Here is a 16,393-nt window from a genome sequence, read left to right on the forward strand (position 1 = left end):
AATGAAAAATTCCCCTATGATGCAAGACCTACCCTCAATGGCAATTCGCCGCCCAGTGCTCATTGTTGTTTTGAATCTACTAATAATAATTGCTGGTTTAGCTGCAATTGCAGGAATTGAAGTCAGAGAATTACCAGATGTTGATAGGCCACGTATAACTGTTTCGGCTTCATTTCCTGGTGGGTCTCCAGAAACGGTCGACACAGAAGTAACCAGTAAACTAGAAGGGGCAATAGCCCGTGTAAGTGGTGTTAAATCAATTCGCGCACAAAGTGAAGAAGGCAATGCGCGTATTGTTGTTGAGTTTCGCCCTGGCGTAGATTTAGACAATGCAGCTAATGAAACCCGGGAGTCTGTTGCGCGTGTACAGCGAGAATTACCAGAGGAAGTTGAACGTGTTGCAATTATCAAGGCCGATAACGATGCAGAAGCTGTTGTTTCGCTCACTGTATCAAGTAATAGTCTAGCACTTGAAGCCCTTACTGAACGCGTTGAAACCGATTTAGCTCCTCAGTTTTTAACCATACCAGGTGTTGCCGATGTCAGGTTAAACGGGGACCGAAAACGTGTTTTGCGAGTTCGCTTAGATCCATTAAAGTTAAGTAGTTTTAATCTTACCATTCCTGATGTGGCAGATGTTTTACGACAAGCGCCATTTGATGTACCAGCAGGAAGCCTTAAATCAAGTGATCAACAAGTTATAGTAAGAGCCGATGCTACTTCTATTACCCCCAATGAAGTAGCAGATATTATTGTTAGCGGTGATACGCGAGTAGGTGATATTGCATCAGTCTATTTTGGCCCAGCAGATCCACGGTCTATGGTTCGTTTAGATGGTAAACCAGTAATAGGTATGGAGGTTATTCGTCAAGCGCAATCAAATACAATTGAAATATCGGATGAAGTTTTACAGTTACTTGAAAACATGCGCGAACGATTTCCTGAACTCGAATTTACCCTCACCTCAGACGATGCTCAATTTATAAGAAGCTCTGTTGACGAAGTAATAAACTCCTTAGTGCTTACAGTTTTGTTAGTGGTAATAACGTTATGGGTGTTTATAGGTTCGTGGCGCGCAACACTTGTGCCTGCGTTTGCCATACCTGTTGCGCTTATAGGGTCTCTTGCACTTATTTGGGCCCTTGGTTTTTCTATTAATATACTCACTTTATTAGCACTCGTGTTAGCCACAGGTTTAATAGTTGATGACGCAATTGTTGTAAGCGAAAACATACAACGTCAAAGAGGACTAGGGCTTGGTCGGCGAGCATCAGCTGTAATAGGAACTCGAGAAGTATTTTTTGCGGTAGTTGCAACGACTGCCGTATTGGCTGCGGTTTTTATCCCTATTGCATTTTTACCTTCTACGGCAGGACGATTATTTAGAGAGTTTGGCGGGGTGCTTGCAGGTGCAGTCATTATTTCAAGTTTTGTTGCGTTATCACTTGTCCCTGCATTGACTTCAAAATTAAAACTAAAAAAACAAATCAACCACCCATTTTCCAAAGTAGGTAATAAGTTAGTAAGTCTTTATAGCATAACTATTAAAAGCGTTCTGAACCGCGCTTGGCTCGTGCTCATAGCTTGTATATTAATAGCCTTTGGTTCTGGCGCATTGTATTTAAACCTCGATAACGAACTATTACCCACAGAGGACAGGGGTAAAATTCGTATATTTGCCAGAGGCCCAGACGGTGTTGGGTTGAACTTTATGGACAGGCAAGCAATGCAAATGGAAGATATTTTGTTACCTTTTGTAGAAAGTGGTGAAATAGAATCTATTTACACAGTTGTTGGGCAATGGGATCCAAATATTGTTTTTATTACAGTACCACTAAAGCATTGGGACGACCGTCAATTTAGCCAGCAAGAAATCATTAATAAAATTCGCGGACCATTAGGTGAAATCCCAGGCGCAGCTGGTCGTGCATCCGGTTCTAATAGTTTAAATCTTAGAGGTCAAGGTGGCGGTATAGAAATCGCTTTATTAGGCCAAGACTACCAACAAATTTTTGTCGCTGCACAAGATTTTGCAAAGCAAATTGAAAACGCAATCCCGGGTACTGCGCCTGTAAGAGTCTCTTATCAGCCGTCACAACCACAATTACGTGTAAATATTGATAGGCGAAGAGCCGAAGAGTTGGGTGTATCGCTCAGTGATATCTCAATTACACTTCGCGCTGCCATCAATGGGGATGATGTTGCGGATCTAAACATTGGCGACCAATCAATACCCATCATGCTGCAAGTGCAAAACCAGGTTATTCAAGATCCAAGTGATTTAGCAAACCTCTATGTGGCAAGTTCGCAAGGTAGGTTAGTGCCGATTAGTAGCTTAGCTAATATTAGTGAAGAAGGAGTAGCCGCTGAGCTTGAGCGCCATGCACAGCGTCGTGCTATTGAATTAGATATGGAACTACCGGATGGTATGACGATTGCCGATATAGTCGATCAAATTCGCAATTTGTCTCAGCAATCGTTGCCTCAAGGTATTACCCTTGCGTTTAAAGGTGAAGCGCTGACCTTTGAAGAAACAGCAAACGAAGTACTTTTAACTTACGTGTTGGCTTTTCTAATTGTATTACTGGTATTAGCAGCTCAATTTGAAAGTGTAAACAGTGCAATAGTGGTAATGCTAACAGTTCCATTTGGTATTACTTCAGCTATTTTAGCGCTTTATTTAACAAATACGTCTCTTAATATTTATTCGCAAATTGGTCTAGTGATGCTCATTGGTCTAATTGCGAAAAATGCCATTTTATTAGTCGAATTTGCAGATCAACTTCGAGACCAAGGCTTATCAGTTCGCGAGGCTGTTGAAGAGGCTGCACTGGTTAGATTACGTCCTATCACTATGACACTCGTTTCTACGTTACTTGGTGCACTGCCATTAATTTTATCAAGCGGGGCGGGTGCTGAAGCACGTAATGCAATAGGTTGGGTTGTATTTGGTGGTCTCTCGCTTGCTGTTTTATTTACTTTATACTTAACACCAGTCATCTATTTAGGACTTGCACGTTTCACTAAGCCAAGAGGGGATGAAACTAAACAGCTGGCCCAAGAGCTTGAACAAACAGAATAAACCTTTAGTGGCCTAATTAATCTTTTTTCTTTAAAAAACGGTTAATTAGGCCCACAATTGCATTATTGGAAATCAGTAGGGATCTATAATGCAAAGCGAACAAATTGAAATAGCGCAATTTTTATCACAACACCCTCCTTTTGATGATCTCCCTCAAAAAGCATTAGATGAACTTGCTAAACAAGTCGAAGTCAGTTACTTCAGGGCTAATACCGATATTTTACAATACGGCCAAGACATAGCCGATTTGTACATCATAAGAAGTGGCGCTGTTGAAATGTATCGCCGTGATGGCGAGCTCTATAACCGTTTGGCCACTGCGGGAATATTTGGGCAAATGGGCTTGTTGATGAATCGCAAAGTACGTTTTCCGGCTACAGCGCTTGAAGACACGTTAGTGTATTGTATAAACGTTGACATATTTTTGCAGTATTGTGATGAATTTGAAGTCTTTGCAGATTATTTTGAAACCGATGGTAATGTGCGTTTGCATCAAGCAATTGTTGAGCAAGCCGATGGCAACGATTTAACCACTGCCAAGGTGAAATCGTTACTTCACCGAGACGTTGTTACAGTCGATGCAACTGAAACAGTAAAAAATATTGCACAGCTCATGACCGATGAGTCGGTTTCGTCAGTGCTAGTGACCGACGTTAATAAGCCTATTAATAACGACCCTCAAGAAGATGACGGGCAAGTCGTTGGTATAATAACAGATAAAGATTTACGTACTAAAGTTGTTGCGCAGGGGCTTGAGTACAACACGCCTGCACACGTTATTATGTCAACTAACCTAGTGCTACTTGATCAAAATGACTATATTTTTGAAGCCGTTTTAGCCATGCTCAGAGATAATTTACATCATCTTCCTGTGGTACAAAAAAAACGGCCAATTGGTGTTATATCACTGTCAGATATTCTACGTTATGAATCGCAAAGTAGCTTATTGTTGGTGCGTGGTATATTGGCTCAGCAGTCTGTTGAAGACTTAGCTCACTACGCAAATCAGCTTCCCCGTGTATTTGTGCGCATGGTAAATGAAGATGCAAACTCTCATATGGTCGGTACTGCAATGGCTGTCATTGGTCGTACATTTAAACAACGGTTGCTAATACTCGCAGAAGAAAAATTTGGCCCGCCGCCAGTACCCTACTGCTTTATCGCATTAGGCTCTATGGCTAGAGATGAGCAGCTTATTGTTACCGATCAAGACAATGCACTTATACTAGATAATAGCTATGACGACGAAAAACATAATGCTTATTTTCAAAATTTGAGTGACTTTGTTTGTGATGGATTAGCTCAATGTGGCTATAGCTATTGCGACGGTGAAATTATGGCGTCATTCAAGAAGTGGCGAAAAACACAGGACCAATGGTTTGAGCAATTTGCCCAATGGATTGCTGAACCCAAACCACAGGCTTTACTTAACAGTTCTATATTTTTTGATTTAGACGGCGTATGGGGTAAAACAAAATGGGCTAATGAGTTAAAAACATATATTGCTAAACACAGTGCAAATAACAGACTGTTTCTAGCAAATATGGCAGCAAATGCTCGTAATAGAACACCTCCACTTGGCTTTTTTAAAGGGTTTGTTCTTGAACACAATGGGCAGCATCAAAAATCTATGAATTTAAAACGACGTGGCACAGCGCCATTAAGTGATGTTGTTCGCGTTCATGCACTTGCCATTGGATCTCGTAAGCAAAATTCATTTGATCGCCTAGAAGATATAATAGAAGCCAATATTTTGCCTGCAGGTAAAGCGCAAGACTTACGTGATGCGTTAGAGTACATTTCGATGACCCGAATACGTCATCAGGCATGGCAAATTGAGCAGGGTGAAGTACCCGACAATAATCTTGACCCGCATCTGCTTTCTCCATTTGAACAGCGTCATTTAAAAGATGCTTTTGCTATTCTAGATAAGGCGCAAAATTACCTTAAATTTTGTTATACCGCACACTCGGGTGTGAAATAATCTATGTTTTTCAAAGAAGTTAAAAACTGGAATACACGTTATGCTCAGCTTGCCGATGATGCGCAAAACAACTTACTAAAAGAGTTTTATTTATCTACATTTAGTGATGCTAGCGCTTCTGTAAAAGACATTCCTTTTGTTGCATTAGATTTTGAAACAACTGGGCTTAATAGTAAAACAGATGATATTGTGAGTGTGGGGTTAGTGCCATTCACATTGGCGCGAATATACTGTAAACAGAGTAAACATTGGGTGGTTCAGCCAAGACGAAACCTAAGTGAATCATCTATTGTGATCCACGGTATTACTCATAACGATGTTGATAACGCGCCTGACTTTGACAACATTATAGCCCCTTTACTTGATGCTTTGCGTTCTAAGGTGATTGTTGTTCACTATGCGGCAATCGAACGTGGCTTTTTTAATAGTGCCTTATTATTGCGATTAAAAGAGCATATTGAGTTTATGGTTGTAGATACCATGGAACTTGAGCGAAGAGCGCTCAAAGCAAAACAAGGCTTAATAGGGCAGATATTTAACACTAAACTGGGATCGCTAAGGCTAAATGACTGTCGTAAACGTTATTCTCTACCTGTTTATGAAGGACATCATGCGTTAACCGATGCGCTTGCAACCGCTGAGCTTTTACAAGCTCAATTGCGTCATCATTACACAGAAGAAACACCGTTGTGCACTATATGGAGCTGAACACATATAAATAAAAAACGCCGCAAAAATGCGGCGTTTTTTATTGTTGTTAATTTATTACTTAACTGGGCGAGGCTCAGTTCTTAAACCTAATACTAAGCTCACACACATAAGTAAAAGCACAAACGTAAATGGTAAACCTGTTGACACAGCACCCGCTTGTAAAGCTTCAATGGCTTGTGTTCCGCCAATCCAAAGTAGCGCAGCAGCAATAGCGCCCTCAACTGTAGCCCAAAATATACGCTGGGGAACGGGAGCGTCAATCTTACCACCGGCTGTAATAGAATCGATTACTAACGACCCAGAGTCTGACGAGGTAATAAAAAACACAAGTACAAGAACAATCGCAATAAACGATAAAATATTTGAAAGCGGAAGTTCATCCAGCATATGAAACATTGCTAAAGGGACTTCAGTTAAGCCATTAAGCCCAAGCGCGCCAACACCATTGATAATTTGATCAATTGCAATACCACCGTAGATAGACATCCACAATACCGTTACTAAAGTTGGAATAAGTAATACAGCGATTAAGAATTCACGAATAGTGCGTCCGCGTGAAACACGAGCTATAAACATACCAACAAACGGTGACCACGAAATCCACCATGCCCAGTAAAATACAGTCCAACCGTGCATCCATGTTTCGTCTTCACGGCCGTGTGGGTTACTCAAAGGGATAATGTTTTCTACATACCCCATTACTGTATTTGGAACATTCCCCATAGCTACAGCAAATCCAACTAGGCAAACAAACAACAGTAATACAAACGCTATCAGCATGTTTATATTACTTAATAGCTTTACACCGCCATCAATGCCGCGAACAACGGATATAACGGCTAATAAAGTAACCCCTACAATAACTAAAATTTGCGAGCCAATACCGCCCTCTAAACCAAATACATGGTTAATCCCCGCTGAGGCTTGCTGCGCACCTAAACCTAATGAAGTTGCTAACCCAAATAAAGTAGCCAAAACAGCCAAAATATCAATAATATGACCCGGCCATCCCCACGCTTTATCACCTAAAATCGGATAAAAAATCGAACGGATTGAAAGCGGGAGCCCCTTATTGTAAGCAAAAAAAGCCAAAGATAAACTAACCACTGCATAAATTGCCCACGGATGAAGACCCCAGTGGAACATGGTTGCGCCCATGGCTAATTTTGCAGCTTCTGGTGTGTTTGCTGCAACGTTTAATGGTGTTTCGTACCAGCCAGTATAATAAGCAACAGGTTCTGCTACACCCCAAAACATAAGGCCGATACCCATACCAGCGGCAAATAACATTGCAAGCCATGAAAGGCGAGTATGAGAGGGTTTAGCTTCACTTCCTCCCAAGCGTATATTTCCGTATGGAGATACAATAAGCGCTAAACAGAAAACGACGAAAAAGTTAGCAGCCCACATAAATAGCGCATCAAAGTTATTAATAATATCGAATTTAATAGTATCGAGCGCAGTTTTAGCTGTTTGTGGCTCGGTGACAAGCAAGGCAACTAAAAATAAAATAATAAGACCCGCACTAATCCCAAAAACAGGGTTATGAATATCAAACCCCCACTTTTGGACGTTATCCTGTCCTACGGTGTAATCTGTATTATCAATACTATATTTGTCATGATTTTCCTTCATGCAATACCTCTTTTGTAATTATAAATAACTGGTTATCCAGCCGCCCATTAAATACATTAGTCTATATACTGAGAATAAAAAATAATTTGAAGACTAACTATTTATTTTTCTATCTTACAGATGATACGCAGCTACATAAACGATAAAAGTAACAAATAGTTAAAATAGCGTGTTTTAAGGGTAATGTTAGCCATAAAAATAGCTATTTAAAAAAATAATAGTAGGTAGATAAAAACTATAAGCTTAGAACTTAAACTATAATTAAAGTAATTATTTATAGACCAAGCAGTCTAGTAAGTTGAAGAAGGAAATGAACCTAACGGGGTGGTGGAAGTTTATACACTGCATAAAACTTATGCAGTGTATACGTTAGTGCTTATTTTTTACCTGTGTAAGCGTCGTTGTGTACGCCCGCTGCACGACCAGAAGGGTCCGCATTATTTTGGAATGATTCATCCCAAGCAAGTGCTTCTGGTGTGGAGCAAGCGACTGACTTACCGTGTGGTACACACTTAGCCGAGGCGTCACCTGGGAAGTGCGACTCAAAAATAGCACGGTAGTAATAAGCTTCTTTTGAATCAGGGGTATTAATAGGGTATTTAAACTTAGCGTTAGCGAGGTCTTGATCGCTTACTTGCTCTTCAACATACTCTTTTAATGTATCTATCCAGCTGTAGCCAACACCATCAGAAAACTGTTCTTTTTGGCGCCATAAAACTTCATCAGGTAGGTAGCCACCAAAGCCTTCACGTAAAATATGCTTTTCAATTTTGCCTTCTTTACACATTTTAGCTTCAGGATTGATGCGCATAGCAACATCAACAAATTCTTTGTCTAAGAATGGTACGCGAGCTTCAACACCCCATGCGGCCATCGACTTATTAGCACGCAGACAGTCAAACATATGAAGTTTAGATACTTTACGGTTTAGTTCTTCATGAAACTCTTGTGCATTTGGCGCTTTATGGAAGTATAGGTAACCACCAAATAATTCATCTGCACCCTCACCAGAAAGAACCATCTTAATACCCATGGCTTTAATTTGACGAGCCATTAAATACATAGGGGTTGATGCACGAATAGTGGTTACATCATAAGTTTCTATGTGGTAAATAACTTCACGAAGCGCATCAATACCCTCTTGAATAGTAAAAATGATAGGGTGGTGCACTGTCCCAATCATGTCGGCTACCTTTTGAGCTGCCGCTAAATCGGGTGAACCCTCAAGACCCACTGAAAACGAGTGAAGCTTAGGCCACCAAGCATCACTTTCGTCGTTATCTTCAATACGTTTAGCTGCAAAACGCTGTGTGATAGCAGAAATTACCGATGAGTCTAATCCACCAGATAGTAATACACCGTAAGGTACATCACACATAAGTTGACGTTTAACGGCTGCCTCTAGTGCGTCTTTCACATCTGATGATTCTGCACTGTTATCTTTCACTGCGTCGAATGTTTGCCAATCGCGTTTATAATACGGCTTTAATTCACCATCTTTACTGTAAAGGTAATGACCAGGAGGAAATTCTTCAATATGTTTACAAATTGGAGAAAGTGCTTTTAGCTCAGATGCAACATAAAAGTTACCGTGCTCATCGTGGCCAGTGTATAGCGGTATAATACCAATGTGATCGCGACCAATTAGGTAGGCGTCATTCTCTTCATCGTATAAGCAAAATGCAAAAATACCGTTCAAGTCATCTAAAAACTCAGGACCTTTTTGTTTGTATAGCGCTAATATTACTTCACAGTCAGACTGTGTCTGAAAAGTAAAATCAGTGTTTAAGTTTGCAGCTAACTCTTTGTGATTATATATTTCCCCGTTTACCGCTAAAATATGCGTTTTTTCAGGGTTGTATAAAGGTTGCGCACCACTAGATACGCCAACAATTGCAAGACGTTCGTGAACTAAAATTGCTTTTTCAGACGCGTAAACACCAGACCAATCTGGGCCTCGGTGTCGTAGTAATTTTGACATTTCAATTGCTTGAGTTCGCAATTGAGCGGGATCAGATTTAATATCTAATACCCCAAAGATTGAACACATAGTAACTCCTCATTCCTATTATGTGTGCAGAACAGCCAGTTTGCTGAACTGCGAACCCTTGTTTTATCAGAAATATTTACTCAAGTCACATAGCTTTTGCAATTAATTAAGAATAATTTATGCACCAATGTTTAAGTGACCGCACCTTGTTGGTGAACAAGGAGTAACTATGATTATTTTTGCATCAATTCTATTGTTCAAACTCTGTACTATTAGTGAGTTATCCAAGTGAGCTTGCTTCACAGACGGCTCGTTTTTGTAACACAGTGGTGCAATAAGCAACTACTAATTAGTTAAAGTTCAACGTAATCAATTATTGCTTAACGTTTGCTTTTAAGTGCAATTTTTAACTGGTTTAAATGACCGTCGAGCTTCTGTTTGGCTTGAAATGCTTGCTTAAACGTCACATATTCAAATTCAATTGTATCTAGTGGTCTGTATTGCGCAAATTGATGCAAATCTGCTTCAATTACGGTGCCTAATAAGGGGTAACCCCCCGTTGTTTGCGCATCGTTTAACAAAACAATGGGTTCTCCATTTGGTGGGAGTTGAATGCTTCCGGGGCTTACAGCAAGAGAAGGCAATGAGTGTGAGTGGGTTAAATAATAATTATCACTTTGTAGCCTAACACCCATGCGGTTACTATTGTGACTCACTTTAAACGACGACTGAGTGAACCCATTAATGATCTGTTTTGAGAAAAGCTGTGCATGTGGGCTTGGGTATACACGGACAATTTTACGTTTTGGCGGCATAAGTGCACCGCATTGAGTAAATTCTGATTGGTAAGGAGTTATTTTAATAGTGTCACCGGCTATGAGCGATTTACCATTTAGTCCGCCAAAACCAGCATTTAAGTCAGTTGCTTTAGAATTCATAACAACCGGGCTTTGAATACCACCTTTAACGGCAATGTAGGCTCTTAATCCTGCTCTGCCGGTTGAAAATTTTAGCACCTGTTTTTGTTTAATATTATATGTCCAACCTGGGTAAATCGGTTTTTCATCAAGTGTTGCACTTAAATCAGCACCAAATAAGGCAATAACAGTGTTGCATTCAAACGCAAGTTCGCACAAGCCAACGGTTACCTCAAGAACAGCGGCGTTTTTATCATTATTTAAAAGGCAGTTTGCTATGGTTTGTGCGTAAGGGTCTAAGCTGCCAGACTGACTAACGCCTAAATGGCGGTATCCGTTACGTCCAAAATCTTGGATGCTCAGTAATGGGCCACTTTTAATAACTTTAATCATTATTTATTTCCCCACAGATACAGGTATAAATTCAAGCGTGTCACCAGGCTGTATTAAGCATGGGCTTTTTTGCGTTGCATCAAATAATGGTATGTCAGTTTGGCCAATAATATGCCAGCCACCAGGCGAATCTGCCGGGTAAATGGCTGTTTGGTCAGCACCAATAGCGACAGACCCTTTAGGTACTTTAAGACGAGGTTCTGAGCGTCTTGGTGTAAAAAGTTGCTTGTTTAGTCCATTTAAGTATGCAAAACCAGGTTGAAACCCCAAAAATAAAACAGCGTACTGGGGCTCACTGTGAAGGTTAATGACGTCATCAATGCTTAAACTATGAAAATTTGCCACGTAGTTTAGGTCTGCGCCGTTATAATGCGTTTTGATTTTGTGGTGTTTAGCTACGAACTCATTAGGTTTAATGTTATTCCAAATATCTGGTAATTGCTCAAGCCATTTAGCTAACTCAATATCTTGCTTTAAATATAAAGTGAGTGAGTTCATACCGGGTACAATATCAATAAATGAATTATCTTTTTTACAGTGATTTGCTAAAGACCAAATTTTTTTTTGAATACTGAGTGTTCCGCTAGTGCTTAAGTGAGATGCATCAAGCAATAAGCTATTGTTTGATAAGGCGTAAACGTGAGGATTTTGCATTAGTAAAACCTAATTCGAACATCATTAAGCAAACCTATCACATATTTAATTAATTATTTATACCCTTGAGACCAACACAGAACATTTATGCAAAATTGTTAACACACTTAAATTTAAATCTTATTGTCAATTAGATTTAAAAGTAAACTTTATATGTTTAGCCTCGTAATAAAAAAGTAAGTCGTTTGAAATAATAATTAAATTTAAATGGTCTTAATTAGTACGGACTTGTTTAGAGGTACATTATGAATTATCAGCATTTATTATATTTATCGGGCGCTGCAATTATATTTAGCGCAGGCGCGTTTGCTTTATCGATGGAAAAGGTCGAACAAAGCGATGTAGCAGCCAGTATGCATGTAGAAAGCCTTGTACTAGGATCGGGGTGTTTTTGGGGCGCAGAAAAACGCTATGAAGCGCTAGATGGAGTAATTGATGCAGAATCTGGTTATGCAGATGGCAATGGGTTTGAGGCTACTTACAAAAACATTACTAAGCAATCACGCCGCTTTGACGAAAACAATTACGCTGAAGTAGTGAAAGTGACTTACAACAGCAATATTATTTCTGCGCAAGAGTTACTTAAAAATTACTTTGAAAGTCACGACCCTACTCAGTTAAACAAACAAGGTAATGACATTGGTACGCAATATCGATCTATTATATTAACGAGCAACGATGCGCAAAAAGACACAGCTTTAAAGGTTAAAGCGCAATACCAACAATTATTAACCAATGCTGGGTATGGAAATATAGTCACCGTTATCAAGCCACTTGAGGGCTTTGTAGCTGCTGAAGAATACCACCAAAATTATTTGCAAAAAAATCCTAATGGTTATTGCCCTGATCATTCTACTGGTGTGGTTTTTGAACCAGTACCAGTTAAAACGAAAGACAACACTGCATTATTAGTGGGTAAACAAATAGTGATAATAGACTCTCGAGACTATTGCCCTTACTGCGAGAAGTTTAAAAAAGAGGTGGCAAATGACTACAAAGGCACCATCCCTTTGTCATTTAGATACGCAGATCAATTAGATGGGTTAACCATTAAATCAGCGACATGGGCAACACCCACAATTCTATTTTTAGAAAATGGTGAAGAAGTATATGGTCGCCAAGGCTACGCAAGCCGTGAGACGTTTTACAAAGCATTAGGTGCATTTAAATTAGGAGATAGTGAAGCTTATAAAGTTGCATTTAATGCAAAAACAGATCGCCCATATTGTAAAGAATATAAAATATTTAAAAACACACCCGATGGCACCTTTGTCGATAAGCTCAGTGGTGAGGCTTTATTTGATACTCGAGATCGTTTTAATTCTGGTACAGGTTGGCTGTCGTTTACGCACCCTGTTAAAAACAGTGTAACCGAACACGAGGACAATAGTTGGGGCATGCAGCGCATAGAATTAAGGTCTAAAAGCACAGGTATTCACTTAGGACATTTATTTCCGGGTGAGGGGCCTAGAGGAAAAGATAGATATTGTATAAACGCAACCGTATTAGACTTTGTACCTCGAGATAATAGCTGATACCGAATATAAACCTATCGGTCTATAATTGGTGTTTTGACTAATAAAGAAACTAGAACAAAAAAGCCCTCATTAATTGAGGGCTTTATAAATATTTACTAAGTGGTGCACTTTTGTTGAAAAATAAAAACAGCCCAAACTAAGTCACCACCTAATTTGAACTGCTTTTCACACTGACAACATCTTCACACACAATAAAGATTCGTTTACTGCCAAAAGCAGATTATTATATTATGTGGCCGTTGGAGAGAATAAAAACAGCCCAAACTAAGTCACCACCTAACTTGAACTGCTTTTCACACTGACAACATCTTCACACACAATAAAGATTCGTTTACTGCCAAAAGCAGATTTTAATATTGTATGGCCGTTGGAGAGAATAAAAACAGCCCAAACTAAGTCACCACCTAATTTGAACTGCTTTTCACACTGACAACATCTTCACACACAATAAAGATTCGTTTACTGCCAAAAGCAGATTTTAATATTATGTGGCCGTTGGAGAGAATAAAAACAGCCCAAACTAAGTCACCACCTATCTTGAACTGTTTTTCACACTGACAACATCTTCACACACAATATAAAGATTCTTTTATACATTTATTTGAGTCATAAAAACTAAATTGGTTTCAAACTTAGTTATTTAAATAACAACTCAATTAGTCATTAAATGTTTTCGTTAAATAGACTTTATGTTGTTTCCTAAATTCAAACAAACGATAAAAATAAAACTGATAAGTGAAAAAATTTAAACCATAAAAATTAAATAACAAAAAAGCCAACTCATTGATAATAAGTTGGCTTTTACATTAATTTAATGTGAATTTTTTATGATTTATACAGTAAATAAATTAACTAAGTGTGAACTAAAAATTATTGTTCTTGTGTTTTTCTAAAAGTATCAACTACCCATTTAGCAAACAGATCTAGAGGGTGGTTGGCTACATTTGAGTCGTGTTGAACCAAATAATATTTATCTTTAGTTGTTAATGGCTGTTCAAACAATTTATATAACCATTGCTCGTCTAACCAGCTTTGGCTTATAGGTAGAGGAATAAGTGCAATCCCCATACCTTGCTGTGCGGCACGTGCAACACCAAACATACTATCTATTTGAATAATTTGCGTAGGCGAAAAATCATCTATGCCCACTTTTTCAGCCCACTGGTGCCATGCCCAAGGGCGTGCTTTGTGTAAAATTAGTGGTACTTGGTTTAGTGCTTGTAAATCGTTGTTTTTCCACTGTTCAAGTAATTTTTTATTACATGCAGGAATGTATTCTAAATTAAATAGCTCAGTGACTGCGCCCTCAGTTGGCTTACTTGACGAAAGCACAATAGACAAATCACTATGGCGGGTAAGTTCTTTACGTGTTTTAAGCGTGTCCATTTGCAAATTAATATTAGGATGCTGAGTGGTCCATTCGCTTAATTTTGGCATCAGCAATTCACTGGCAAAAAACTCGGGTAAAGTAATCGTGATATTTGTGTTTTGTTGTAATTGACTAAACTCATTAATGGTACCTTCTAACATAGTAATGATAGGGGAGATCGCATCAAAAAAGTTTTTTCCAGCCGTAGTTAGGCTAATCGAACGTGTTTTACGATGAAACAGCTCTATACCAAGTTGTTCTTCTAGTTGTTTTATTTGGTGGCTTACCGCCGACGGTGTTAAGTACAGCTCATTGGCTGCATGCTTAAAACTTAGGCTTCTTGCTGCAAAGCAAAAAGAACGAAGACCACGAATAGGAGTTTGCATGTTTTCCAGTGTTTAAATGTTTAGATTACCTGTACAGGCAAATATCGATCCAAATGTTATTATTCAATACTATCAATAACTTAATTTTATTGATAGGGCAACTTCACAATTTTGGTGCATCATAACAACAAATTAGTGCAATAGCTCTAGCTAAATAACACAGTATTTATGCATCTATTATAGATAATAATTTATTAAGCGTGTATTAATTAACCATAAAAATAGCATTGTAGGCAAAAAAAATCCCTCTTGCGAGGGATTTTGGGTAACTCAGCGCCATTGGCACTGGGAATGAGGTCGGTACAGGGTAAAGTTAACTATATAATAATCTTATAAAACCATTTCTGGTACTTCACCGTCAACAAGTAATTTACCTGCTGTTTTGCTAATAATTTCATCTACAGATACACCAGGTGCACGCTCTATTAAATGAAATGCGCCGTCTTTAACTTCTAAAACGGCTAAATCTGTTACTATTTTCTTTACGCAATTTACACCGGTAAGCGGTAAACTACATGCTTCAAGAAGCTTAGATTCACCATGCTTACTGGCATGGGTCATTGTAACAATTATATTTTTTGCGCCAGCAACTAAGTCCATTGCGCCGCCCATGCCTTTAATAAGCTTTTTGGGGATCATCCATGACGCGATGTTACCGTTCTGGTCAACTTCAAAAGCACCAAGAACTGTTAAGTCTACATGACCACCCCGTATCATGGCAAAACTATCTGCACTATTAAATATGGCAGCACCTGTGGCTGCTGTCACGGTTTCTTTACCCGCGTTAATCATATCTGCATCAAGCTCTGCTTTTGTTGGGTATTGCCCCATACCTAATAGGCCATTTTCTGACTGTAGCATAACTTCAATATCATCAGGTACATAGTTTGCGACGAGTGTCGGAATTCCTATGCCCAAATTAACGTAGTAACCATCTTGTAGTTCTTGCGCAACGCGCATTGCAACTTGTTCACGTGATAATGCCATTACTTTGCTCCTGCTTAATCTCGTGTTGTTACACGTTCAATGCGTTTTTCAAAGTTACCTTTAATCACGCGATTTACATAAATGCCAGGGGTGTGGATTTGGCTTGGTTCAAGTTCACCCGGCTCGACGATTTCTTCCACTTCTGCCACAGTAATTTTTCCTGCTGTTGCAGCCATTGGGTTAAAGTTCATTGCTGTGTGTCTAAATACCAGGTTTCCATACCGGTCAGCCTTCCACGCTTTCACAATGGCAAATTCACCCGTGATAGACTCTTCTAAAATGTAAGGGCGACCATCAAATTCTTTTACATCTTTACCCTCTGCAACGGGCGTACCGTAACCTGTAGCGGTATAAAATGCGGGAATACCGGCACCACCAGCGCGCATTTTTTCTGCAAGTGTTCCTTGTGGCGTAAGCTCAACATCTATTTCGCCATTTAATAATTGCTGCTCAAATAGGGCGTTTTCTCCAACATACGAGGCAATTACTTTTTTTATTTGTTTATCTTGCAATAAAATACCTAAACCAAAATCATCAACACCGCAGTTGTTAGATACAACGGTTAACTCTTTTGTGTTCATCTTTTTAATTTGCTTTATTAAACCTTCAGGTATTCCACATAAACCAAAACCACCGGCAATAATGGTATCACCGTCTTTCAACCCTTCCATTGCAGCTTCGTAGCTTGAAACCACCTTATCAAAACCGGCCATGAGTCTCTCCTCATTGTGTGCTAAATTTTGTTAA

Annotated in this window: 11 protein-coding genes; 4 read left to right on the forward strand and 7 right to left on the reverse strand. The window is 39.2% G+C overall.

The window, feature by feature from the left end:
- The first annotated feature begins 1 nt into the window (after window position 1).
- The 3 genes from R0J88_RS01540 (at window position 2) to R0J88_RS01550 (ending at window position 5,774) form a co-directional block, all read left to right on the forward strand.
- Complete coding sequence (locus tag R0J88_RS01540) at window positions 2-3,082, forward strand: efflux RND transporter permease subunit (protein ID WP_410898852.1); 3,081 nt, start codon at window positions 2-4, stop codon at window positions 3,080-3,082.
- 88 nt (window positions 3,083-3,170) lie between these two features.
- A complete protein-coding gene (locus R0J88_RS01545; RefSeq protein ID WP_410898853.1) occupies window positions 3,171-5,066 on the forward strand; it encodes a DUF294 nucleotidyltransferase-like domain-containing protein in 1,896 nt (631 codons plus the stop codon).
- Between the two features lie 3 nt (window positions 5,067-5,069).
- A complete protein-coding gene (locus tag R0J88_RS01550) occupies window positions 5,070-5,774 on the forward strand; it encodes a 3'-5' exonuclease (RefSeq protein ID WP_410898854.1) in 705 nt (234 codons plus the stop codon).
- Between the two features lie 57 nt (window positions 5,775-5,831).
- Here the strand turns inward: R0J88_RS01550 and R0J88_RS01555 are convergent, their stop codons facing one another.
- From R0J88_RS01555 to pxpB, 4 genes are all read right to left on the reverse strand, one after another.
- Window positions 5,832-7,412, reverse strand: a complete 1,581-nt coding sequence (locus R0J88_RS01555; protein ID WP_006794177.1) for a BCCT family transporter — start codon at window positions 7,410-7,412, stop codon at window positions 5,832-5,834.
- Between the two features lie 376 nt (window positions 7,413-7,788).
- Complete coding sequence (gene asnB / locus R0J88_RS01560; protein WP_010557399.1) at window positions 7,789-9,462, reverse strand: asparagine synthase B; 1,674 nt, start codon at window positions 9,460-9,462, stop codon at window positions 7,789-7,791.
- Window positions 9,463-9,782: 320 nt separating this feature from the next.
- Window positions 9,783-10,712: a biotin-dependent carboxyltransferase family protein gene (locus R0J88_RS01565; protein WP_410898855.1), complete on the reverse strand. Its 930-nt coding sequence runs from the start codon at window positions 10,710-10,712 to the stop codon at window positions 9,783-9,785.
- A gap of 3 nt (window positions 10,713-10,715) precedes the next feature.
- The gene (pxpB, locus tag R0J88_RS01570) at window positions 10,716-11,366 is read right to left on the reverse strand and encodes a 5-oxoprolinase subunit PxpB (protein WP_410898856.1); all 651 of its coding nucleotides are present in this window, start codon (window positions 11,364-11,366) and stop codon (window positions 10,716-10,718) included.
- A gap of 245 nt (window positions 11,367-11,611) precedes the next feature.
- On the opposite strand from pxpB, the gene msrA reads away from it, so the two are divergent.
- On the forward strand, window positions 11,612-12,901 hold the full coding sequence (msrA, locus tag R0J88_RS01575; RefSeq protein ID WP_410898857.1) for a peptide-methionine (S)-S-oxide reductase MsrA: 1,290 nt from the start codon (window positions 11,612-11,614) through the stop codon (window positions 12,899-12,901).
- An 873-nt stretch (window positions 12,902-13,774) separates the two neighbouring features.
- Here msrA and R0J88_RS01580 read toward each other — a convergent pair.
- From R0J88_RS01580 to R0J88_RS01590, 3 genes are all read right to left on the reverse strand, one after another.
- On the reverse strand, window positions 13,775-14,659 hold the full coding sequence (locus R0J88_RS01580; protein WP_006794182.1) for a LysR family transcriptional regulator: 885 nt from the start codon (window positions 14,657-14,659) through the stop codon (window positions 13,775-13,777).
- A 330-nt stretch (window positions 14,660-14,989) separates the two neighbouring features.
- Window positions 14,990-15,646, reverse strand: a complete 657-nt coding sequence (locus R0J88_RS01585; protein WP_006794183.1) for a 3-oxoacid CoA-transferase subunit B — start codon at window positions 15,644-15,646, stop codon at window positions 14,990-14,992.
- Between the two features lie 14 nt (window positions 15,647-15,660).
- Window positions 15,661-16,359: a CoA transferase subunit A gene (locus tag R0J88_RS01590; protein ID WP_006794184.1), complete on the reverse strand. Its 699-nt coding sequence runs from the start codon at window positions 16,357-16,359 to the stop codon at window positions 15,661-15,663.
- Window positions 16,360-16,393 lie beyond the last annotated feature (34 nt).

Source organism: Pseudoalteromonas sp. SIMBA_162 (genome assembly GCF_046535955.1).
Classification (GTDB): Bacteria; Pseudomonadota; Gammaproteobacteria; order Enterobacterales; family Alteromonadaceae; genus Pseudoalteromonas; species Pseudoalteromonas marina.

Coding starts and splice junctions, on each gene's coding strand:
- R0J88_RS01540 (WP_410898852.1), top strand. CDS start 2: ATGAAAAATTCCCCTATGATGCAAGACCTACCCTCAATGGCAATTCGC.
- R0J88_RS01545 (WP_410898853.1), top strand. CDS start 3,171: ATGCAAAGCGAACAAATTGAAATAGCGCAATTTTTATCACAACACCCT.
- R0J88_RS01550 (WP_410898854.1), top strand. CDS start 5,070: ATGTTTTTCAAAGAAGTTAAAAACTGGAATACACGTTATGCTCAGCTT.
- R0J88_RS01555 (WP_006794177.1), bottom strand. CDS start 7,412: ATGAAGGAAAATCATGACAAATATAGTATTGATAATACAGATTACACC.
- asnB (WP_010557399.1), bottom strand. CDS start 9,462: ATGTGTTCAATCTTTGGGGTATTAGATATTAAATCTGATCCCGCTCAA.
- R0J88_RS01565 (WP_410898855.1), bottom strand. CDS start 10,712: ATGATTAAAGTTATTAAAAGTGGCCCATTACTGAGCATCCAAGATTTT.
- pxpB (WP_410898856.1), bottom strand. CDS start 11,366: ATGCAAAATCCTCACGTTTACGCCTTATCAAACAATAGCTTATTGCTT.
- msrA (WP_410898857.1), top strand. CDS start 11,612: ATGAATTATCAGCATTTATTATATTTATCGGGCGCTGCAATTATATTT.
- R0J88_RS01580 (WP_006794182.1), bottom strand. CDS start 14,659: ATGCAAACTCCTATTCGTGGTCTTCGTTCTTTTTGCTTTGCAGCAAGA.
- R0J88_RS01585 (WP_006794183.1), bottom strand. CDS start 15,646: ATGGCATTATCACGTGAACAAGTTGCAATGCGCGTTGCGCAAGAACTA.
- R0J88_RS01590 (WP_006794184.1), bottom strand. CDS start 16,359: ATGGCCGGTTTTGATAAGGTGGTTTCAAGCTACGAAGCTGCAATGGAA.